Annotated in this window: 30 protein-coding genes; 5 read left to right on the top strand and 25 right to left on the bottom strand. The window is 40.9% G+C overall.

The window, feature by feature from the left end; all coding sequences use genetic code 11:
- Window positions 1-46: 46 nt before the first annotated feature.
- Window positions 47-1,012, bottom strand: coding sequence for a LysM peptidoglycan-binding domain-containing protein (locus A5883_RS15765; protein ID WP_086339007.1), 966 nt, complete (start codon window positions 1,010-1,012; stop codon window positions 47-49).
- 69 nt (window positions 1,013-1,081) lie between these two features.
- Window positions 1,082-1,273, bottom strand: a complete 192-nt coding sequence (locus tag A5883_RS15760; protein ID WP_086339006.1) for a hypothetical protein — start codon at window positions 1,271-1,273, stop codon at window positions 1,082-1,084.
- 261 nt (window positions 1,274-1,534) lie between these two features.
- Here A5883_RS15760 and A5883_RS15755 point away from each other — a divergent pair, with 261 nt between their 5' ends.
- A complete protein-coding gene (locus tag A5883_RS15755) occupies window positions 1,535-1,966 on the top strand; it encodes a hypothetical protein (RefSeq protein ID WP_086339005.1) in 432 nt (143 codons plus the stop codon).
- Between the two features lie 651 nt (window positions 1,967-2,617).
- Here the strand turns inward: A5883_RS15755 and A5883_RS15745 are convergent.
- The 13 genes from A5883_RS15745 to A5883_RS15685 all read right to left on the bottom strand — a co-directional run bounded on the left by A5883_RS15745 (window position 2,618) and on the right by A5883_RS15685 (window position 8,274).
- On the bottom strand, window positions 2,618-3,592 hold the full coding sequence (locus A5883_RS15745; RefSeq protein WP_086339003.1) for a hypothetical protein: 975 nt from the start codon (window positions 3,590-3,592) through the stop codon (window positions 2,618-2,620).
- A gap of 534 nt (window positions 3,593-4,126) precedes the next feature.
- A complete protein-coding gene (locus A5883_RS15735; RefSeq protein ID WP_086339001.1) occupies window positions 4,127-4,345 on the bottom strand; it encodes a hypothetical protein in 219 nt (72 codons plus the stop codon).
- A gap of 110 nt (window positions 4,346-4,455) precedes the next feature.
- Window positions 4,456-4,845: a hypothetical protein gene (locus A5883_RS15730; protein WP_141108425.1), complete on the bottom strand. Its 390-nt coding sequence runs from the start codon at window positions 4,843-4,845 to the stop codon at window positions 4,456-4,458.
- Window positions 4,842-5,057, bottom strand: coding sequence for a hypothetical protein (locus tag A5883_RS15725; RefSeq protein WP_086338999.1), 216 nt, complete (start codon window positions 5,055-5,057; stop codon window positions 4,842-4,844). The genes A5883_RS15730 and A5883_RS15725 overlap by 4 nt, the downstream gene beginning before the upstream one ends.
- 300 nt (window positions 5,058-5,357) lie before the next feature.
- Window positions 5,358-5,522, bottom strand: coding sequence for a hypothetical protein (locus tag A5883_RS19275; RefSeq protein WP_176324015.1), 165 nt, complete (start codon window positions 5,520-5,522; stop codon window positions 5,358-5,360).
- Window positions 5,523-5,526: 4 nt separating this feature from the next.
- Window positions 5,527-5,718, bottom strand: coding sequence for a hypothetical protein (locus tag A5883_RS15720; RefSeq protein WP_086337810.1), 192 nt, complete (start codon window positions 5,716-5,718; stop codon window positions 5,527-5,529).
- A 5-nt stretch (window positions 5,719-5,723) separates the two neighbouring features.
- Window positions 5,724-5,960 (bottom strand): hypothetical protein, encoded by a 237-nt coding sequence (locus tag A5883_RS15715; protein WP_441316246.1) that lies wholly within the window; start codon window positions 5,958-5,960, stop codon window positions 5,724-5,726.
- Window positions 5,953-6,528, bottom strand: a complete 576-nt coding sequence (locus A5883_RS15710) for a hypothetical protein (RefSeq protein WP_086338998.1) — start codon at window positions 6,526-6,528, stop codon at window positions 5,953-5,955. The genes A5883_RS15715 and A5883_RS15710 overlap by 8 nt, the downstream gene beginning before the upstream one ends.
- A complete protein-coding gene (locus A5883_RS15705; RefSeq protein ID WP_254907808.1) occupies window positions 6,529-6,960 on the bottom strand; it encodes a DUF7694 domain-containing protein in 432 nt (143 codons plus the stop codon).
- Complete coding sequence (locus tag A5883_RS15700; RefSeq protein WP_086338997.1) at window positions 6,957-7,163, bottom strand: hypothetical protein; 207 nt, start codon at window positions 7,161-7,163, stop codon at window positions 6,957-6,959. Before A5883_RS15700 ends, A5883_RS15705 begins: the two co-directional genes overlap by 4 nt.
- 42 nt (window positions 7,164-7,205) lie before the next feature.
- Entirely contained in the window at window positions 7,206-7,508 is a 303-nt protein-coding gene (locus tag A5883_RS15695; RefSeq protein ID WP_086338996.1) for a hypothetical protein, read from the bottom strand.
- Window positions 7,509-7,554: 46 nt separating this feature from the next.
- A complete protein-coding gene (locus A5883_RS19565; protein WP_254907880.1) occupies window positions 7,555-7,737 on the bottom strand; it encodes a hypothetical protein in 183 nt (60 codons plus the stop codon).
- Between the two features lie 153 nt (window positions 7,738-7,890).
- On the bottom strand, window positions 7,891-8,274 hold the full coding sequence (locus tag A5883_RS15685; RefSeq protein WP_086338995.1) for a hypothetical protein: 384 nt from the start codon (window positions 8,272-8,274) through the stop codon (window positions 7,891-7,893).
- Window positions 8,275-8,394: 120 nt separating this feature from the next.
- Here A5883_RS15685 and A5883_RS15680 point away from each other — a divergent pair, with 120 nt between their 5' ends.
- Complete coding sequence (locus A5883_RS15680) at window positions 8,395-8,589, top strand: hypothetical protein (protein WP_086337807.1); 195 nt, start codon at window positions 8,395-8,397, stop codon at window positions 8,587-8,589.
- Between the two features lie 140 nt (window positions 8,590-8,729).
- Here the strand turns inward: A5883_RS15680 and A5883_RS15675 are convergent, their stop codons facing one another.
- The 8 genes from A5883_RS15675 to A5883_RS15640 all read right to left on the bottom strand — a co-directional run bounded on the left by A5883_RS15675 (window position 8,730) and on the right by A5883_RS15640 (window position 14,860).
- Window positions 8,730-9,299, bottom strand: a complete 570-nt coding sequence (locus A5883_RS15675) for a hypothetical protein (protein WP_086338994.1) — start codon at window positions 9,297-9,299, stop codon at window positions 8,730-8,732.
- Between the two features lie 20 nt (window positions 9,300-9,319).
- Window positions 9,320-9,562, bottom strand: a complete 243-nt coding sequence (locus A5883_RS15670; protein ID WP_254907879.1) for a hypothetical protein — start codon at window positions 9,560-9,562, stop codon at window positions 9,320-9,322.
- A 664-nt stretch (window positions 9,563-10,226) separates the two neighbouring features.
- Window positions 10,227-10,610: a hypothetical protein gene (locus tag A5883_RS15665; RefSeq protein ID WP_086338992.1), complete on the bottom strand. Its 384-nt coding sequence runs from the start codon at window positions 10,608-10,610 to the stop codon at window positions 10,227-10,229.
- Window positions 10,586-11,071, bottom strand: a complete 486-nt coding sequence (locus A5883_RS15660) for a hypothetical protein (RefSeq protein ID WP_086338991.1) — start codon at window positions 11,069-11,071, stop codon at window positions 10,586-10,588. Before A5883_RS15660 ends, A5883_RS15665 begins: the two co-directional genes overlap by 25 nt.
- Window positions 11,068-12,282, bottom strand: coding sequence for a replication initiator protein A (locus tag A5883_RS15655; RefSeq protein WP_086338990.1), 1,215 nt, complete (start codon window positions 12,280-12,282; stop codon window positions 11,068-11,070). Before A5883_RS15655 ends, A5883_RS15660 begins: the two co-directional genes overlap by 4 nt.
- Before the next feature lie 502 nt (window positions 12,283-12,784).
- The gene (locus A5883_RS15650) at window positions 12,785-13,309 is read right to left on the bottom strand and encodes a transcription repressor NadR (protein ID WP_005227206.1); all 525 of its coding nucleotides are present in this window, start codon (window positions 13,307-13,309) and stop codon (window positions 12,785-12,787) included.
- Window positions 13,306-14,154 (bottom strand): chorismate mutase, encoded by an 849-nt coding sequence (locus tag A5883_RS15645; RefSeq protein WP_005227205.1) that lies wholly within the window; start codon window positions 14,152-14,154, stop codon window positions 13,306-13,308. The genes A5883_RS15650 and A5883_RS15645 overlap by 4 nt, the downstream gene beginning before the upstream one ends.
- A gap of 13 nt (window positions 14,155-14,167) precedes the next feature.
- Window positions 14,168-14,860 carry an NAD-dependent protein deacylase gene (locus A5883_RS15640; protein WP_086338989.1) on the bottom strand — a complete coding sequence of 231 codons (693 nt, stop codon included), beginning with the start codon at window positions 14,858-14,860 and terminating at the stop codon, window positions 14,168-14,170.
- Between the two features lie 157 nt (window positions 14,861-15,017).
- Between A5883_RS15640 and A5883_RS15635 the strand changes: the two genes are divergently transcribed.
- Both A5883_RS15635 and A5883_RS15630 read left to right on the top strand, forming a co-directional pair.
- The gene (locus A5883_RS15635; RefSeq protein ID WP_086338988.1) at window positions 15,018-15,686 is read left to right on the top strand and encodes a response regulator transcription factor; all 669 of its coding nucleotides are present in this window, start codon (window positions 15,018-15,020) and stop codon (window positions 15,684-15,686) included.
- Window positions 15,687-15,700: 14 nt separating this feature from the next.
- Window positions 15,701-16,606, top strand: coding sequence for a sensor histidine kinase (locus A5883_RS15630; protein ID WP_005227201.1), 906 nt, complete (start codon window positions 15,701-15,703; stop codon window positions 16,604-16,606).
- A 75-nt stretch (window positions 16,607-16,681) separates the two neighbouring features.
- Here the strand turns inward: A5883_RS15630 and A5883_RS15625 are convergent, their stop codons facing one another.
- Window positions 16,682-17,443, bottom strand: a complete 762-nt coding sequence (locus tag A5883_RS15625) for an ABC transporter permease (RefSeq protein WP_010748673.1) — start codon at window positions 17,441-17,443, stop codon at window positions 16,682-16,684.
- A gap of 1 nt (window position 17,444) precedes the next feature.
- Window positions 17,445-18,362 carry an ABC transporter ATP-binding protein gene (locus A5883_RS15620; RefSeq protein ID WP_010748672.1) on the bottom strand — a complete coding sequence of 306 codons (918 nt, stop codon included), beginning with the start codon at window positions 18,360-18,362 and terminating at the stop codon, window positions 17,445-17,447.
- A 317-nt stretch (window positions 18,363-18,679) separates the two neighbouring features.
- On the opposite strand from A5883_RS15620, the gene A5883_RS15615 reads away from it, so the two are divergent.
- Window positions 18,680-18,982 carry a hypothetical protein gene (locus tag A5883_RS15615; protein ID WP_005227198.1) on the top strand — a complete coding sequence of 101 codons (303 nt, stop codon included), beginning with the start codon at window positions 18,680-18,682 and terminating at the stop codon, window positions 18,980-18,982.
- Window positions 18,983-19,073 lie beyond the last annotated feature (91 nt).

The following is a 19,073-nucleotide window of genomic DNA, read 5'->3' as shown; positions in this document are numbered from 1 at the left end:
AAAAAAGATATCAGTAAAAATACTGATACCTTTTGCCATATACTTGTTATTGATTAAAGTTTACCGTCCATTTACCAATAGGTTCATAATTTTTATTTACTAAATCAAACCATTGCCATTCGTATCCATACCATTTGCTATCTGGATTTGTTGCTTCTGCTTCACCGTATGCTTCAGCCTCAACCTCAGAGTTAAATATTTTCCCGCTATTACCAAGAGTTCCCGGCATTGGTTCTTGGTCTGTTACTGTCAAAGGATCAGTGACAGGAACTGTTGTCGATCCGCCTTGTTCTCCACCGGTACTTGGTTGTGTTGGTGTTGTCGGTTGAGACGGTTTGCTTGGTTGCGTTGGCTTACTATCAGCTGGTTTGCTTTCTGCCGGTTGACTTGGTGTTATTGATTGGGCTGGTTGAGCAGGTGTTTCTACCTTACCCGTAGAAGCCGTTGTCCCGCCAGTAGAACTACTTGTCCCGGTTTTACTGCTGTTTGTCCCGTCATTCGAAGTGCTTGTCCCAGAATTGCTTGGTTCCGCTGGTGTACTTGATTTTGTTGTTCCTTGATTATTTTGTGCAGGTGCCGCTGGTTTTGCTTCTTCTGTTGCTTGTTTTGCAGGCGCTTGTTTGCCTACCGGTTTATTGGCATCATTCTTGTCTTTTGGTTGAACCGTTGTTTGTGCCACGGTTTCTCCCTTATCGTTTTTCGCAGTAACTACATTACCATCAAAGACGAGCGTATTGCCTGCGTAAATCAAATCGACATTCGCAATCTTGTTTATATCCGCTAGTTTCTGTACCGTGATATTCGTTGCTTGGCTAATGCCGCTTAGGGTATCGCCCCAGACAATCGTATACTTGTTGTCTTTGGCTTTGTTTATGTCTGCTTTGATTTGTTCCACCGTACGTGGGGTCCACACACCATCTACTTCTGACGCCTGGGCTTCATTCCCACTCGTGAAAAATACCACGCCTGCCGCTGCGCCAACAATCAAACTAACCACTGCTTTTTTACTCATTTGAATTCTCCTCACTTTTTTATTTTTTCTTTTTTCTTTTTCTTTTGATTCTTGTTTCGAATGAGAAAACTACTCACCTGCTTGTTCTAATGCCTTCAGTTCTTCTTGAATTGCTTGATATTCACGTTCGACAAGTGTATCAATCACGATTCGATTGGAAATTCGAACCTGAAATTCTTTTGGGCGTGCATCCCATACTTTTTTGATCGCATTTAATTTTTCGCGTGTTTCCGGGCTGATTGCTGCACTTGTTTCGGCCATTTTGTTCCCACCTTCTTTCGTTCTTTCTTTATAAATCAAGTTTATCTTGATAGAAAGTAAATGTCAATAGGTTTTACCGTTTTTTTTTTTTTTTGGTACCGAACTACGATTGTTTGCTATGAATCACTTTGTTAACCTAGGATTCTATCCTTTATTTCTGCAATTACCAATCGCTTTTTATTTGATTCCTTTTCCTATCTAGACAAAGGAAAAATCCTCGGTTTATACTAAATCTACAAACTACGAAAGGATCGATGCTTTGTGACAAAACCATTTAAATACTTATTCGGTGCTCTCTTAATACTCGTAGGCCTGTTCGCTTTTCTAGCTTTTGAGCACTTAAACGAAAAACCAAAAGAAAACCAACCAGTAATAGAATCAACCGTTTCAACCGAACCAACGAAAGAAACACAAATATTTGACTTTGCCCAACTCCAAGAAAAAGAAGGCGACGATCTGAAAGATCTCGGCATTTGGCAAATCGAAACCATCATTTTTAAAGGCAATACCCAAGCCATCCTCACCACAACAAATGGAAAAGAATTGAGCTTTCCTATTGAGGTTACCAATCAGGACCAAAATGAAATCACACTTCCTACAATCAACTACGCACCAACGAATCTTGTCATTGCCCAACAAGTGGGGTTGGCTCAAAAAAATAACCACTATTTCATGTATATTCCTAATCATTAACTAAAAATAAGAAGGTGAACATTATTCTGCCATTTATAAATACATTACTTACTCATTTCAAACAATTCGTAGATACTATCCCTAAAATATTGATGAGCATGCTCTTTTTATCAACTTTCTTTACTAAAAATGTACTTTCTATTTTACAGTCTCTCTTTAAAATAATGATTATTTTATTTGGAAAAGATACAATATCTACTCTCACTACCAAATTCCAATTATTATTGCCAAATCTTTTTGATTTATGGCTTCTACTCGTTCTTCTCCAATTTTTATTTGTCGTTTGGGAAATACTTGATAAAGCTCTTTTGGGATATAAAGAAATTATTATTGAAAGTATAGATTCCCTGCATTTTTTTAATTCGAGCTTTTTTCTTCTATTCTTAATTTGCAACAAACTAACAGATTTTCATTTGGATCAAATACTGCAATTGCAACATCTTTCACCTTTCTTATTCTTACTATCTTTCGCTTTAGTCACTTTCATTATGCTTTTTGCTCTTACTTATCTTCAATTATTTTGGAATATTGGCCAATGGATACTGTCTTTAGAATTAGGTTGCCTTTGGAAAAGCTCCATATTTATGCTTTATCTTTTTCTCTTAAATACGTTAATTGATAAGATATTATGCTAGCAATACTGAGCCTTATTTAGTACATATTCTTTCTTCGATCTACTGCAATAGTATGCATCGATTGAATTTCCTGCAATGCTTCTTCTCGCTCGTTTCGTTTTTTTGTTTCTTTAAGAATGATTTCTAATTCTTTTTTTCCTTTATTCATTAACGTTTGTAGCTCAATGATTCGATTGCCACTCCTCACTAATTCTCGAAAGAGTTCTTTGTATTTCTTTATTTTTTCTAGGAATGTTTTTTCCTGTGCTAAATACAATTCTAAAGCATTTGGCTGATAGAAAATGGTGAATACTCCCGCTATACTCACTAAATCATTCATCACTCGAATCGTCGAACTGAATAGCCTTTTAAAGGCTATTGATTGGTGATAGTCACATTCTGTGATACTCAACAAGAACCAATCAACGTTTGAGCCAATGTCAAAAAATAGATCTAGCGAATCTGTAAGTTGAAGTGATTGTTCCCCTAACGAGTATAAGAACTCATTGCACGCATGTAAAAACAGATGAAATGTACGATACTCTTTTTTCGGATAAAGACATTGAATCGCTCGCTTCCTCTGCCGGAACATTTTTCTGAGCCAAAAACGTCCTTCTTTCACGGATAGCCGCTCTTCTTCTGATAATGAATAAGCAAAAGAAAGCGCACAAGGGGAAAACACCCAATTCGCTAGTTTGTTTACGATTGTCTCAATGCTTTCGGCTTCTGCCTCAAAATGATTGGAAAGATGATGGCTATGCCGACTCACACCAAAGGTTTGGCTCAAAAGTGCTTTTCTTGTAGCCTTAAGTTGTCCATGATAGACCATTAACTTTTTGGCGAAATTTGGATCGTTTTGATAATAGAATCGACTGCTAGACAGAAAAGGCTCAGAAAGAAGCAACGCATTTCTCGCATCAAATGTTCTTAAAATACTCCCCCTAAAACAAATCCCTGTTTTGATTGGTGGAACGATCGGTTTCACATAATAATGCGTTGTTGAAAATGCCACAATTCTCCCTCCCTCGTCTTTTGTCAATGATCTTTTCAATGGAAAAACTTTTTCTCACTGAAGAACATCCCATTTACTCTTTATTGGACATACATTTTATAAGCCGATACATTACGAAATAGATGAATAGGATAGATAACAAGAAAATACTTGAACAAACGAATTCGTGTCTATCTATACTAATCAAAAAGTACCCATAACAAAGAAAATGACAAAACATAAGGATTATCAGTATTGCTCCTGTTTCTATTTTTTTGATCATTGTCATCACTTTTCCTCCTACTAATATAAGATTTAGTAACGTCAGCCACATATATACAAAAAAGAAAACAAAGAAATAGCCGTAACAAAAGATAAAAAAACGATCCGTATCAATTCCTCATCATTTTCTAAAGCAAGCAATTCAATCAAGCCAACAACTGCCATAAATGCGAATAATAACCAAACAACAAAACTAATAATCAAAAATAATCAGTCTCCTTGTTTCCAAGAACCTTCGTTTGTTTAAGGTTCTTCGTTTGTTTATCAACTCTTTTAGTAAGAAAAACCAGTCATTTCGCTAATCATTTCCCTTACTTCTGCCAAAAGATATGGGAAATCTAAAAAACAACAAATCAACGCTGCGCCAATCATTCCAACGAAAAGGGTTCGCCCTCTGGTTAAGTAGAACGTGCGAAGACCATCATGTAGACAAATCACAATCACCATGACAATAAACAGACGCATCGTCCAATGTATCGCAAAATCAGACATTTTTCCACCTCATTTCATTTTCATACGCTCTAATACGGACAATCGAAACATTCACAGCAACAGAAGCCAAAGTGAGTTTCAACGTGATATGCTTTTTTGCTTATTTTTTTCTAACTGGTATTCGTTGCCTGCTTAGGAAACAAATGATACTTTTTTCGTAGATACCTCAGTCTCGATAAAGGGACTTGATAGGCTTCAGATACCTGCTTGAGTGTCTGTCCTGCAAGCAAGTCAAAAACGACTTGCTTTTCTAATCCTGGGCGCACATCAAAGAAATATTGACATGCTCGTTGTTGAAACGCTTCTTTTGTTTCTCCCGGTTTTCGAACCGGATCGATCGGCGTACCTAAAATCACCAGTAATCGATCCCGGCGTTTGATTGCTTGCGGATCATTGAACCAATTCGGATGATATTCTTCGTCGGTTAATTCAAATAATGCTTTTCTTGCCAGCTTCTTTAGCTGGTGGTTTTTCTTTGTAGCTAAGATTTCTTCACTCACCACTCCTGTTCACACTCCTCTAGCTCCAAGTGCTGATCAATCTGATCTACCGTTTGGTGAATACATGCCAGTGAAATCCCAGAAGTCTTGGCCAGAGAAACAATACAAACAATCGATAGCGTTAAGGCATCAGCTACGCTTAAATTCCCACTTACCGACAAATCATTCCCCTGTTTTTCAAACACCACACAACCATTCACTTCTTTATTCATCTTCTTTTCTACCTTCTTTCTTTTTTGATTGACTGACCGGTACGAGTGTTCACTGCACGTCGATTTTTTGTCAAGAATTTATGTTGGAAGTTTTTAGCGAAAAGTTTTCTAAAAGTCTTTGATCCATTGTTTCTACAAGGAGTTTTGAAACACTCGCACCAGTCAACCAACCATTTGTTTTCTCTTTCTTTTTCGTTATTTTCTGTTGTATACTACCTATGAGCTAGTTTTTCATATCATCAGTTTCATGGATACCCACTAACCCTAAACAATCTAGCTCAGGGACTGTCGTTTATCCTTTCACGACAGTCTTTTTTTATTGACATCCACCCTCTTCTGGCGTTTCTCTAGTATCAACCAAACCGTTGACACCAGCCAATGAATCAACAAATCCAACAAACGAAACAATCCCCACACCAACAAACACGTACCACCTAACACCAATCCATAGACCACTTGGCTCATGGTTCTATCTCCCCTGTTTCTTCTTGATTTCGTTGTTCAATCGATTTCGCAAGATAACAGCTTTCGTATAATCTATCGATAATTTTTCTTGCCGTTGCCGATAAAACAACCGAAGTTCTTCCGTTGTCACATAGAATAAATTTTCTGGTGAACGGTTTTTCCAATTACCATCTAAAAAAATGATTCCTCCAGCCATGATTCTTATTCTAACCCTATATTTTCAGGAAGTTCTTTCAATGCAACACCATATTCTTGTGCTACTTTCACTGCCTTTAATTGAAGATTGGCATTGTCTATAATTTTATCGCTGATCGCCGAAATGCTCTGAGAGCGTTTGATCTCTCTTTCTAGTTCTTCACCTTGCAATTCCTCATCATTCAAGCGTTCCAATTGTTCAAACAAGTGGTTATTCAAATCTGCTAATGTATTTCTAGGCAATATCCCCACTTCCTTTCAATTCCGCATAGTCATCAATGATTCTAGCTAACTCATCGGGATAAACCGCAAATTCCTTAAGCCATACGCCATTTCGGCTAATATGAATATTCCTTTGTCCCTCATCAATAAACGACATCGGGATAAATAAAATGTATGGATCATTCATTTCATCACCAGCATTTCGTTCAAGAAAAACAACGAGACAATCCTGACAGCCACTTGTTTTAACTCCCCAGTATTCGTATTCAGTATTTTTTCTGCTATAAATCGAACTAAATTTCACATCAATCGTCAAATTGCCCACGACAAAATCATAGCCTGGATAATTTTTCTTGAATAATTTATTGGCATCGATCGCTTTCGGAACAAGTTCATGAAACCGTTGTTCTGCTAATCCACCAAGTTTTTGCGCTTTTGTCCCATAATTGATTTTATCTTGAATTTTCAGCACCCCTGCTTTCGCCAATAGAATTTGTAGGCGAAAAGCAGGCATTCTCGTTTCATTTTGTGTCAATACAAAGTCATAGTCATTATCGACATAAAACGCAATAATTTCTTGTCGTTTCATTTACGTCCCTCCCCTCTTTTCCGCCATTACGTTTTTCTCAATCAATCCAAAAGGAAGTCCTATCCCCGGTGGGAAAACCCATAAATGATACATATTCGCCTCATCGATCAGCTCGCTTTCTTTTGGGAAACATTCAATGGCTTCTCGTTCTTCCCCAAAAAGTTCATTTTTGATCCGCTGCTTTTCACACCAGGAAATCTCTGTATTTTCTCGATTTCTAATTGCCGCATGCAAAACAGGTCCATAGGGTTCCGTTTCAACCGTTCGAACCAATACGGCATACTGACCATCCGTAAGCCCTCGATCCATTTCCGCGACCCAACCGTGACAGCTGTTCGTTGATTTCGGACTTGGTCCTTGACGCCAGTGCTTTGGCAAGGGACAACGCATGCCTTTTGTTCGATCAAATTGTTTTCGCTCTTTTTTATTCATGACGGTTCCCTCATCCACGCTTGATTGGCTTTTCTTTTTTGTTGCTTACTGGTAGGTGTTCGCACTTCGATCACCTGACCCTCACAGACCTCTGCGGCTAAGTCCGCCAGTGCTTTTGATTCATACTGAAAAGCCTCTGCTTGACTGGCGCAGCCATTGCCCTCGGGATCTAAATAACACATGGCTTTTACGACATACCCCATCGACTTTCCTCCTTCGACGCTTTCTGTCTTTCGTGTTTCACTTTATTTTGTAGAGCTTCCCCAACGTTCCTCCACCAATTGGTCAAAGCGATAAAGCAAATACACCTCTACATCATTTTCAAGCAACCACTCGACACCTATTTCCCAATAAGCACCTTTTTCGACTGCACTAAACACATGTGCTTCAAATTTTTCAGGTACAAGTATCAAGCCATCCTCTTTCGAATCGACCACGATTGCTTTGAAATTCCCTTTGTCTATCCCACAGTTTTCTTCATGAGAGACAACCCGAACAATGTCGCCATGTTTAAACGCTTCAATGTTTTCCAATTCTTTCAGACTCATTAAGTCCCCCTCCTCATTTGCCGACTATTTTTTATGAATGGTGGAATTACTCAAAATCTACATCAGTCTCATAGGAGTTGTAGATCACATTGAGATGTTCATTGACTTCTTCCTCGTCTTTGATCCAATAAGGACGTTCGCCATTCCGTAGGGGAATCCCAAATCCCTCAATGAAGGTGGCGTTATTGTGTACGACATTGTATGCAATGTGTTCCGCACAATCTTCCAACGTGAAGAAATCATAAAAGAACTGCCGAAACTCCTCAAATCATTCTTCATTGAACTATTCTGGATCAAACGCCACTTTTACCGTGTCACGCCTTACTAAATTGATTTTAAACGATTCCAACTGTGCGATTCCTCCTTCATTCGACACTTTCTATTATTCATTAACGAATGCTCTTCCGAGTTTCCAGTGAATAAATTCTTCCATCGTTACTTCGTGCATGTTGCAGTAACGCTCTAATTCCTCTTTTTTCCAAGCGATTTCCGATTTACCTGTATCTAAGTTAATTGTCTGGATTGAAAACAAGTTTTTATACTCCCAAACAATTTTGAATCGTTCTTCTTTTGTAAGAGGCTCTTGGATTTCAACCAATTCCATCACTCGTTTGATAATTTGTAACTTTTGATTAAAGGGTATGTCTTCTCTCAACAATTCATCATTTATTAGTTCTGCTAAAAGCATTTCTTTTTCACTGATCGTATCCGCGTTTTCTCTGATTATTTTGGCAATCGTATCCGAGCTTTTTTCTACAACAGTCATGTCCTTTCGCTCCTTCGTTTATTACTTCTTTCAACGATTTATTCTTCTTACAAGAATGTCATGCGATTATCCGCTTTCCCTGCTATACTTTACATGATTACTAGATAAAGGAGCTTAGTTATGGAAAAGATAAAAGAAATCCTATTGATCATTCCTGTATTTCTTATCTTGTATCCCCTTCTTTGCCTGATCGTCGCAAGCCTGATCAGTGTATATCGTTTTGTTGTAAAAAAAGAATCGTTCCGGGAAAACGTGAAAGATTGGTTTATCGAATTATTTTTAGAGATCTTCAATCCCTTCAACTATTTTTTCTAACCTCCTGATCTGTTGGCTCCTACGAGTGTCGGATGGTGTCTAATTGAACCCCAGCGAAAAAAGAAAGTGAAAAACACTGGAGGAGGAGCCCGACACTCGCACGGGGCAACAGATCGAAAGACAATGAACCAAACACGTGTTTAGTGATCAAAAAAACCTTGGCTTTCTGTCCAAAACTGCAGTTTGCGTTGAAAGTGTTCCTTATTTCGACTATTACTAATAATCCGTTCCCGACCACCGATTTGTTCCCAGCCACCAACGGTCGCATATTGATAGACCCACGCTTGGTCAGAGATTTCCGCATAGTCTTGAATTCGCGCAAAATCACTGATCACCGCACAGCCTTTGACTTTCCCATGATCGAAGACTTCCGCATGTTGGGTCAATCGGGCCTGTTCGCTAATCAACGCAAAATCCGTCACGATACTCTCGCCATACACTTCCGCTTTGTCGCGAACCTTTGCCCATTTTTGAATCTGGGCATTGCCATGAACCCAGGCATCATCACAAACAATCGCTTCGTCAGAAACCCAACAAGTGCCCTCGTGTGAGAGATTTTCCTGTTTCTCTATCCAACCGCCGTATTCGCCTGCTTTCACGGTGCCAAACGCTCGACAGGCTTGAATGCGATAAAGTGTCCGGTGTTGGTAGCGCTTGGTTTCTTCTGTCAACCGATATTTTGGCTGGCGCTCGCTTTTTGGTTGTTCCATGCTTCTCGCCTCCTCATTTCTTAGTAAAGGTACTTAATCGCATGCTTATACACGATCACAGGCTGTTCTTTTTCTTTCACTGCCAACAAGCATTCATATTTACCAATTTCAAGCAAGGTACCCGTCACCATTTTCCCATCTAGAAAGGCGACTTTGACTAGCTGTCCTTTCTTTCGTTCCAAAAGCTCTCGCTGGTTTGGCATTCGTTTTACGGGTCTCTTTGGTCGAAAGGCTTTCTGTCTCTCCGTTGTTCTGTTTTCCATCTACTTCTTGTCTCCCTTACAAGCTCATTTTTTTCGCAGTCAGTTGTTCGTTCCTATGTCCACCATTCGTGGGTGTTCTCTTCTTCGATCTACCCTAACGGGCATTCGACTGGATTATGGCGTCCGGATCCAGAACCCTAGCAGACAACGGTAAATGCTCGCCGATTGAAACAATCGGGTCCTGGCAAGTGCCTACATGTACTCCCCGCATACGCTTAGAAAAAAGTCTGTTAAAAAACTTTTTTCTAAGTGATCTCCTCATTACTGAAGATCTGATTTCCTATTTCATAAATGTACGTAACCTTATCCCCTTAGTAGCGGTTCTGATTAGATAAGGCGCTATCGCTGATCGTTCCGACCATCTTCTCACCTGTGCCATCCATGGTTTACCGAAAACCCTCACGTTTCCGTTCATTTCCGTCCCCAGCTCCTGCCAGCATGGACTCACAAGCACCGATTTGTTGTTATGCCTGCGTAAAAGAGAACCGACGTTGGTTTCAAAAAAGGTCTAGCACGTATGCCCTAACTTTACCCGCAGATTCCCTAAGTGCTACTGGATTCGCTAAGTTCTCCATGGACTTTCCAAGTCTCCAATGGCTTTCGATCAGATGTTAAGGTACATCGAAAAAGAGAACAGGATGTGTTTGATTGGTGTATTCAGTTTTTAGTGTTCGTTCTGACGTCCTGCCGGAAGCACCCAACGCAACGGCCGATCCGGTTTCAATCGGCGAGCGATTGTTTTCCCAGAAGCATCCGTTACGCGCTTGATTTCTGGATAGATCGCTTTTAACGGTAGGGTCTGTTTCTCATAGCGCTTGCGCTCCGTGCCCTCATGATATTCCGCAAATTCCACGACGTTTCGGCCATCAATACGAAAGGTGCGCATTCGCCGAACGATCCGGGTTTTTCCTTCTGGCAAATGAACTGTCTCAAGCGTGGGGAATCCCTGGCATTCTGCCCCCAGCCGTTGAATATCCGTCATACGAAAAATCCCTTGTTCTTTCACTCGCGGCGTTGGTTTCTTTAGGATGTTCGATTGTTTTTCCATCGGTTCTTTCGCCTCCTTTTCAGCTGATAGGTGGTCAAGTATTCTTGGGTGTCTGTCCGATAAAATGTCCTTCGACAGACCCAATGAAAGGGTTGATACGGATGATTGCGTTGGGCAATCAAGAACCCATTCAAATCATAGATGGTTGCGATCTTCGGCAACAATTCCTCAAACCCATAGCACTCTAAGTAAAACCGTTGCGTGTTGTATCGCTTTTTTCGAGTGGGTGGTTCAGGAATCACTAAGTATTCACGAAATTTGCCTTGGTGTTTGTGCCATTCAAAGAATCGAACAACAGGAATTTTCTCAATGGAGCCATCTGAGAAATGAAGGCGCTTGGTTTCTTCAAAATTGCCGCAATCACACGTCACATAGGTTGGCGGCCAGCTGGCATAGGCCAGTGTCTCAAACGGCACATAATAGCTATTGTAACAAGCCCGATTGGTTGATTGATACATCATCGGGTTTCCTCCTTGTCCCCACGTTTTACTGCTGTTTCGCGCAAACAAAGCAATTCGTTATCCAATTGCGTCAACGTATATTTATCAGGGAAAATCGCTTGAAGCACGCTTGGTTCTGCCCGTTCACCTGATAACCATTCTTGTCTTAAACGTTCGATCTCAGAAAAAGAAACAATGCTTTCTGCCAACAACACCAATTTCCAGAAATGGGTCATCATCCGATAAAAATAAGCAAATGGTTCTTGAATCGGTTTTCCTTCATGACAACTCGTACGATATTTAAAAATGAATTTCTCTACTTCGTGTTCCAAATCTTGTGCCCAAAGCTCTCCGTTTAATCGAGGCAAGACACGATAATGGATCGCTAGAATATCCGCATACTCTTTTTCTATTTTGCGTTTTGCGGTATAGATTTTATCAATCAATCTTTGTGCATCTGTCCCAAAATGAGAAAGCAGCTCAATGGTTCGCTTCGTCAAAAATGGATAATCCCCCATTTTGAGCAGCTCTGCTTCTGGAATTTCTGAAAGAGATATTTCTGTTGGTTTCTCGTATCGATTTGTATCGTTAATACTCTCAGTATTACTTAATTCAGTATTACTTGTGTGTAAATTTTTCACTTCCAGACGTGTATTTTCTACACGTGTAAAATTTACACGTCCTTGTCCCCCAAGGGATTCAGCCGTTTTTTCTGAATTATCACTTTTTTTATCCTCTGGAAGAGGAAGGGCATTTCCAAGATAATCCAACCGCTTGATCAATCGATTTTCTGAATCATATTCTTCAATAATTTGATGATCCGCTTCCACTAATTGAAGATACAAACGATTGGGCTTATTTAGACCTTGTCTTTCTTCGCGTAATAGTTTTTTCTGTTTTAATTCTGTTTTGATTTTTGTAATCGTCTTATTCGATTTATCTAGAAACTCCATCAATTCTTCTACCGTAAAAATCAAAAACACAGAACCATGTTCATCGACAAACTCTCGTTTCCCAGATTCATACGAACGAATCGATAACTGACAGCGATTATACAATGCCCCATACGCCAATTTGGCATCATTGGATAATTGTGCGTAATCGCTCGTATAACGAATCTTTTTAATCACTTTTCCCATACTATTTTTGATTCGCTCTGTCCGTGTCATAAAGATTTGCGGAATTTGATAAAACGTTTGTGTGGTTAATTGGTTCACTGTAATATCTGCCATGTCATGGCCTCCTTCCAGATTTTTCTACTTCTTTGCCAAGAGAAATAGAAAAACCTCATAAAATTTTGTAAGCAGGCAACGGGAGTCGAACCCGTACTCGCCAATGTCAAAACATCTGAATGCCTGCGCCTCAGTATAGTCATCAATAATGATCTGGCGGAAACTATACTGATCATCTAGAAAGAGGACCAATCAATTAACCTTGGGAGCTATTTCTAGCTCCTATACAACTACAAGGAATCGAACCTTCAAACCGACCATTTCGAATAGTTGTTTCATGGTTTCTCCTCTTTCCGCCTAAACAAACAAAAAAGCTCCTAGTTCATCCACACTAGAAGCTTTCTAAAATTTGTTATTTAATTTTTTTAGCTAAAAAGAAGTGATTCATCCGTCTCATCGAATTCTCATTTACTGGGTAAATATTATACACTTACTCACAATTTTTTCATCTGAGGATTTGCCAAGACTTCCGCAAAGCGTCCTTGCCAAAATGGTTTACGCCTCAATTTTGATAGAGCATGCCTTTTTCTGCTAACTGTTGTTTGGCTTTTTCCAGAGCCGCAGGATCGGTGTAGCGCAACGTATGCAAGTGTACCCCATTGGTTAAATCTGAGAGCAAGCGGGCTTCTGCATGTTTGGTTTTATTGATGAAATCAGTCACGTCTTGGTCTGTTTGAATCTGCAAATTGCCAGTGATCTCTCCATAGATCTCATGCTCAACGATGACATCGACCACTTCCACACCACAAGCGACAAAGATGCGCAATTCTTCTTCCGTTTGTTCAGGTCGATGCTGCACCGCTAGCTTACTTACATGCCCTGCCTCATCCAACAGCGCTTGCAGACGATAGCCGCGAGCCGTAGCCACAATCGCTTCACCAGCTGCTCGCAATAAGGCAATGTCCCCAACGATGATTTGACGGCTGACTCCGAGGGATTCTGCCAGTTTGCTGGCACTGATCGCTTTGTCCGCTTGCTTCAATGCCGCTAAAATGTTTTCTCGACGTGTTCCTCCATCCATACTCATTCCTCCAATTGATTCTCTTGATAGGTTTTTGAGTGGTTCATAATTGATTGAAACATAGCCAAAATCGTTTCTTCATAGGCTTGATTAGAAATCGCCTGCCGAATGTTTTCCAGCACTTTCTCTTCACGATTTTCATCTAATACTGGCAATTGACTGCTTTTCTTCAATTGTACGATTTCGTTGACCGTGCTCATACGTTTTTCCAAAAGATGCGTGAGTTGCCAATCAATGTCATCGATCGCTGCCCGCTGAACAGCCAAGGGATCTTGCTGGTTGTTTTCTTCTTCTAAATCGATCGTCTTGATGACCCGTGCTGGATTTCCCGCCAGCACGACATTGTCGGGGAATGATTTGGTAACGACACTGCCAGCGCCTACCACGACATTGTTGCCTAAGCGGACCCCTGGCAAAATCGTGGCCGCACCACCGATCCACGCGTTATCGCCAATCACGATCGGTGCCCCTAATTCTAAGCCGCTATTTCGTTTGACCGGATGCAATGGATGAGTCGCCGTAAACAACCGAACATTGGGTGCCAGCATACAGTTGTCACCAAAGGTAATTGGACAAACATCTAATAGCACACAGTCGTAGTTAGCATAGAAGTTTTTGCCGACAGAAATATTGTAGCCATAATCAAAGCGGACATTCGGTTCGATATAGATTCGACCAGTCACAGAGCCGAAAGTTTCTTTTAGTAACTGCTCTTTGATTTTTGTATCAGTTTCTTGGTTGATCAGGTTCATTTGTTCACGGGCATATTTTCGATCTGCCACCAATTCTGGATCTGGGGAAAAGTACAATTCGCCAGCAATCATTTTCTCTTTTTCGGTACGTTGTGTCATATCATAAACTCCTTCATTCAATTTTCTGGAAAAACGTTTCGGCTGCTGCGGTCAACATGCCATATTCATTCGGGATCGCCAATGGTTCCTTATTGATGACCAACACCTGCTGGCTGTAATCGACTAGCCCTGCAAAAGGATAGACTTGCAGCGAAGTCCCCACGACCACCGTCAGGTCGGCTTGAGCAACGGCTTGAATGGCTCCTTCAATGGTTTCATCAGTAAATCCTTCCCCGTAAAGCACGATCGCTGGCCGAATCTGACCACCGCACCCTGCATGGTGCCAATCTTGTAAATACGCTTGCCAAGGTACCTGATTGCCGCATTTTCGGCAATAACAGTTGTACAAGGAGCCGTGAAAATCGATTCTTTGGTGACTGCCTGCTTTTTCATGCAAGCCATCGATGTTTTGCGAAACGACCCAGACGGTTTTCTTCGCTTGCAGCTCAGCCATTTTTTGATGAATGATATTAGGCTGTGCTTGAGGATGGTAGAGGTGCTTGACGAACTGATAAAATGTTTCCGGTTCGTCTTCTAAACAGTCATGGCTTAACAAATACTCTGGCTGTGCCACTCCTTGATAGACCCCTTTTAAGGAACGGTAATCAGGAATACCCGATGGGGTCGAAACACCAGCCCCCGTCAAAAAGGTCACGGATGATGCGGCGGTGACCGCTGCGATTGCTTGCTCAATAGATACCTTCATCGTTCTAACTTCCTTTATGGCTTTTCTCTTATTCTAACCGAAAAAGAACCGTTTTTGCGAAAAATCAGCCATTTTCTTTTTTAAAAGCAACTAATGCTTTTTCGTGCGGAATTGCTTATAATAGATGCAACAAATGCAAGGAGAATGGGAAAACCAGATGAAAATTTTGATTATCGAAGACAACAATGAGATCAGCGAAATGTTGGCTACTATTTTAGCAGCTGACTATACTGTCCAGCAAGCCTATTCAGGCACGGAAGGTCTGCTACTTTTTCAGCAAGATGCTTTCGACTTGATTTTGCTAGATCGAATGCTCCCTGGTAAAGATGGGACACAAGTCTTGCAAGAGATTCGCCAAACCTCCACGGTCCCCGTCATTATCTTGACTGCCTTAGATGAACCAGCCGATGTTTCCACCCTTTTGCTGGCGGGTGCCAATGATTACTTAACGAAACCCTTCAATGTCGAAGAATTAAAAGCCCGTATCATTGTTCAGTTGCGCACAAATAAACAAGCCTCTCCTGTTGCCAGCAGCCTCTCGTATAAAAACATTCAACTGTTGCCTGACTCGTTTCAGCTGCAACGAGGAGAAGCAACGGTTCAGTTGAAGAAAAAGGAGTTTGAGATTTTTTCCCTGCTCTTAGCCAACCCCAAAAAAGTTTATACGAAAGAAATGCTCTATGAAGCTGTTTGGCAAGAACCCTATTACGGTGAAGAAAACACGATCAATGTCCATATCAGCCATTTACGCAGCAAAATCAAAACACTCGATCCAGAGGAAGCGTATATCGATACTGTCTGGGGCATCGGCATCAAGTTAGCTTAAAAAGGAGGAACCCCGTGCATATACTTCAGTTTTTCGCTGCCTTGATCGTTGCTTTATTGATCGGTTACTGGCTATTCTTACTGTATGATCTGAAAAAGTACCACCAACAATTAGCAAGAATCAGCGAAATCGAAACAAATCAAGAGATCCATTTACAGACCCGCGTACCCGCTTTAAAAGCGATCGCCTTGTTAAACAATCAGATACTTAGAAAAAATAAGCAGCAACACTATCAAATGCTGCAAGAAAATCAGCAGTTGGAACAAGCCATTCAAAATATCTCTCACGACTTGCGCACACCTTTAACGGTCGCCAGCGGCTACACACAACTGCTGCAAGCCGATACGACCCTCAACAACCAACAGCTGCAGTTGTTGGAAAAAGTCAGCAGTAACCTAGAAAAAGTCGAAAATCATCTGGAACAGTTATTGACCTATCAGCGCCTCAAAGACAATCAACTGGCTTTGACCTTAGAAGAATTCGATCTTTCTCGTTTGCTGGAGGAGGAACTGCTCCAGCTCTATCCTTCTTTTGAGGAAAACCATTTATCACTGACGGTTGCGATCCAACCCAATATCATGATCATTTCAGATAAAAAAAGTTGGCAGCGTATTTTTCAAAATGTCCTTGGTAATCTGCTGGAACATGGCAATGAAACGGGAACGATCCGCTTGAAACAACAAGGAGATCGCATCGTTTTCCAACAGGAAAATCAGCTGAGGACACCGATCCAGCACCCAGAAAAATTGACTCACCGCTTTTATACGGAAGACCTTTCACGGCACAAACAGCAAGCTGGACTTGGTCTGTATATCATTGCGGCATTGACTCATGCATTAGAGGGGAAGATTCAACTGGATACAACCGAAGAGACGTTTCGTTTGACTTTGTCTTGGCAGCAGTCTGCTAAGTCCCATTAAACACTAGCTACACGGACAAAAACGTCCAACAGTCTGACCTTTTTCGGTCGGTCCTGTTGGACGTTTTTCTTTTCTTTATAATTCTTGTCTCTTAAACACCAGATGTGCAGCCAAAAGACAAAGCAACAAACTGATCAGACTCCCGACAAAAATTGGTTGAACCATTTCCCACGTTTTGAAAGTGGTCATAGTCACCATCTCTAATCCGCCTTGGAAATCCAAGTATTCTAAGAATTTCCAGGTTGGCAAAGAAAAACGTGCAATCGCAAAGCCCATCGGAATGAAGATCGTCGCCAACACGCTGACTGCTGTATTTTTGGTCAAATACAACACCAACAAGGCAAAGGATGAGGTAGCCAGTAAGATCAATACAAAGCCAGCGAAATAATACACTAAGTTTTCTAGCTGAGAGATGTCTTCAAAGCCGGTACCGCCAATGATCGTTCCCGCAACAAAGCTCACTAAGCAAATAGCCAAAATTTGCAAGACAAGTACCAACGCATACACCAAGAATTTTCCAAAGAGATAGGCGGGTTTAGAAACACCGACGGTAATGATATTCTTCATCGTCCCTTTCGTGTACTCACTCCCTAAAACTTGCATCACTAACGGCAGTGAATAATACAATAGCATGGAAGACAGGCTGGTCTGGATCGCAAGAAAGCCCGTCATTTCGGCAAGGCTGCCTGTGGTTTGCGTACTATCTCCCAGGGTGACTCCCACGTCACCATTTGAAACAACCGCTAAAATCACCAACAATAAAATAATTCCTTCTGTGATCCAAAAACTTTTACTTTTAGATAAACGATACAAATCTGCCCGAATAAAATTCAACATCTTAATTTCCCCCTTCACTTGTCACTAACTCTTTGAAATACGACTCTAGGTTTTCCCCTTCAAAAGAAATCTGGTCGATAGCGATCCCTTCATAAACCAATTGACGGATTAGATCACGAATCAATACATTTTCTTGGTAGATGTGGATCTTGTGGTCACTGACAACTTTATATTCAGAAATCAGCTGACTGTCCAGTAAGCGGCTAGCTGTGGCTACATCATCGACTTCTAATTGAATAAACCGTTTCGCCATCAGATCGAATTCGTGTTTGGTCATCTCTTTGATCAGACGCCCCTCACTAATGACCCCAAAGCGTGTAGCCACTAAGTACAACTCTTCTAAAATATGGCTGGAGATCAAAATCGTCATGCCGCGTTCTTGATTCAATCGTAAAAGCAACTCTCGAAATTCAACGATCGCGACAGGATCCAAGCCATTGATCGGTTCATCTAAAATTAGAAAATCTGGCTGATTCAATAAAGCAATCGCTAAGCCCAGTTTTTGTTTCATCCCTAAAGAAAAATCACGGTATTTCTTGTTGCCGACATTGGTCAAACCAACAAACGCCAGTGCCTTACTAACGGCATCAGGTTCCACCACCCCGCTGATTTTGCAATAATAGTTCAAATTTTGTTCAGCCGTCAATTGGTCGTAAGCGACTGGAGTCTCAATCACATTACCGACCCGTTTCAGCATCTGGATGTACGCTTTGCCGCCTTCAACACCAAACAATTGCAGACTGCCACTGGTGGGTTGGATCAACTGCACGATCGCTTTTAGTAAGGTCGTCTTCCCAGCACCATTTCTCCCTACCAATCCATAAATATCTCCTTTGGCGATCGTTAGATCGACATCATGCAGCGCCAGCTGTTTGCCGTAACGCTTGTTTAATCCTTTGATTTTAAGAACATTTTCCATTTCTACTTCCTCCTTGCTTGCTTCTGTGATCATTCTAGCAAGCAGATCTAAATCAGCTATTAACTAATTATTAATTGATTCTTAACTCGTAGTTTTTTGCAAAAAAACAACTTATTTCTATTATACACAGCTGAAAATAGCCCTAGTGAGAAAAATCATCCCTTTTTCAGCAAACCCACCAATAGCAAATGTAGCAGACGATCTTTTCATTACTGCTTTTGCGCTTTGTTTTTTGCCTCACAAAGAAAGAGATTCCTTCATGACAAGGAACAAAAAACGTGGTAAACTAGTCACGAATCAAAGTGAGGTGAAATACATTGGTAGCAGCTATTATTTATTGGGCAATGATCATTATCAGTTTCGGTTGGTTGGCAGTCAGCTTATATTTCTCTATCTTCTATTTAGCACGTAAAGAAAATGGCAATTTATGGGCATTCGGCTTTTTAAATGTCATCACAGCAATCATTCAAGCCATCGTCCTTGTGGTTTACCGTACCTTAGGACAAGATTGGGGCGTTACACAATACTCAAGCCTCATCTATCTAGCACTTGGCTTATTGCTTGGCTTGACAGTCATCCAAGCTGTTTTAGGCCGTGAACCAAAAGCAAAAGTCGCTTAAGGGTTCCAATAGACACTCGTAAAAACGATCCGCTTTCTCTTTGATAAAAATAGGGAAATGGTCGTTTTTTTGTTAAAAAGAATTGACATTT

The organism is Enterococcus sp. 5B3_DIV0040 (genome assembly GCF_002140755.1).
GTDB classification, from domain to species: Bacteria; Bacillota; Bacilli; order Lactobacillales; family Enterococcaceae; genus Enterococcus_D; species Enterococcus_D casseliflavus.
Note: the sequence above shows the minus strand (reverse complement) of the source record. Positions and strands in the feature narration are given on the sequence as shown.

Excerpts from the sequence above, each read along its gene's own strand:
- A5883_RS15765 (WP_086339007.1), bottom strand. The coding sequence starts at position 1,012 with ATGAGTAAAAAAGCAGTGGTTAGTTTGATTGTTGGCGCAGCGGCAGGC.
- A5883_RS15760 (WP_086339006.1), bottom strand. The coding sequence starts at position 1,273 with ATGGCCGAAACAAGTGCAGCAATCAGCCCGGAAACACGCGAAAAATTA.
- A5883_RS15735 (WP_086339001.1), bottom strand. The coding sequence starts at position 4,345 with ATGTCTGATTTTGCGATACATTGGACGATGCGTCTGTTTATTGTCATG.
- A5883_RS15725 (WP_086338999.1), bottom strand. The coding sequence starts at position 5,057 with ATGAATAAAGAAGTGAATGGTTGTGTGGTGTTTGAAAAACAGGGGAAT.
- A5883_RS19275 (WP_176324015.1), bottom strand. The coding sequence starts at position 5,522 with ATGAGCCAAGTGGTCTATGGATTGGTGTTAGGTGGTACGTGTTTGTTG.
- A5883_RS15720 (WP_086337810.1), bottom strand. The coding sequence starts at position 5,718 with ATGGCTGGAGGAATCATTTTTTTAGATGGTAATTGGAAAAACCGTTCA.
- A5883_RS15710 (WP_086338998.1), bottom strand. The coding sequence starts at position 6,528 with ATGAAACGACAAGAAATTATTGCGTTTTATGTCGATAATGACTATGAC.
- A5883_RS15705 (WP_254907808.1), bottom strand. The coding sequence starts at position 6,960 with ATGAATAAAAAAGAGCGAAAACAATTTGATCGAACAAAAGGCATGCGT.
- A5883_RS15700 (WP_086338997.1), bottom strand. The coding sequence starts at position 7,163 with ATGGGGTATGTCGTAAAAGCCATGTGTTATTTAGATCCCGAGGGCAAT.
- A5883_RS15695 (WP_086338996.1), bottom strand. The coding sequence starts at position 7,508 with ATGAGTCTGAAAGAATTGGAAAACATTGAAGCGTTTAAACATGGCGAC.
- A5883_RS15685 (WP_086338995.1), bottom strand. The coding sequence starts at position 8,274 with ATGACTGTTGTAGAAAAAAGCTCGGATACGATTGCCAAAATAATCAGA.
- A5883_RS15680 (WP_086337807.1), top strand. The coding sequence starts at position 8,395 with ATGGAAAAGATAAAAGAAATCCTATTGATCATTCCTGTATTTCTTATC.
- A5883_RS15675 (WP_086338994.1), bottom strand. The coding sequence starts at position 9,299 with ATGGAACAACCAAAAAGCGAGCGCCAGCCAAAATATCGGTTGACAGAA.
- A5883_RS15670 (WP_254907879.1), bottom strand. The coding sequence starts at position 9,562 with ATGGAAAACAGAACAACGGAGAGACAGAAAGCCTTTCGACCAAAGAGA.
- A5883_RS15665 (WP_086338992.1), bottom strand. The coding sequence starts at position 10,610 with ATGGAAAAACAATCGAACATCCTAAAGAAACCAACGCCGCGAGTGAAA.
- A5883_RS15660 (WP_086338991.1), bottom strand. The coding sequence starts at position 11,071 with ATGATGTATCAATCAACCAATCGGGCTTGTTACAATAGCTATTATGTG.
- A5883_RS15655 (WP_086338990.1), bottom strand. The coding sequence starts at position 12,282 with ATGGCAGATATTACAGTGAACCAATTAACCACACAAACGTTTTATCAA.
- A5883_RS15650 (WP_005227206.1), bottom strand. The coding sequence starts at position 13,309 with ATGAGTATGGATGGAGGAACACGTCGAGAAAACATTTTAGCGGCATTG.
- A5883_RS15645 (WP_005227205.1), bottom strand. The coding sequence starts at position 14,154 with ATGACACAACGTACCGAAAAAGAGAAAATGATTGCTGGCGAATTGTAC.
- A5883_RS15640 (WP_086338989.1), bottom strand. The coding sequence starts at position 14,860 with ATGAAGGTATCTATTGAGCAAGCAATCGCAGCGGTCACCGCCGCATCA.
- A5883_RS15635 (WP_086338988.1), top strand. The coding sequence starts at position 15,018 with ATGAAAATTTTGATTATCGAAGACAACAATGAGATCAGCGAAATGTTG.
- A5883_RS15625 (WP_010748673.1), bottom strand. The coding sequence starts at position 17,443 with ATGTTGAATTTTATTCGGGCAGATTTGTATCGTTTATCTAAAAGTAAA.
- A5883_RS15620 (WP_010748672.1), bottom strand. The coding sequence starts at position 18,362 with ATGGAAAATGTTCTTAAAATCAAAGGATTAAACAAGCGTTACGGCAAA.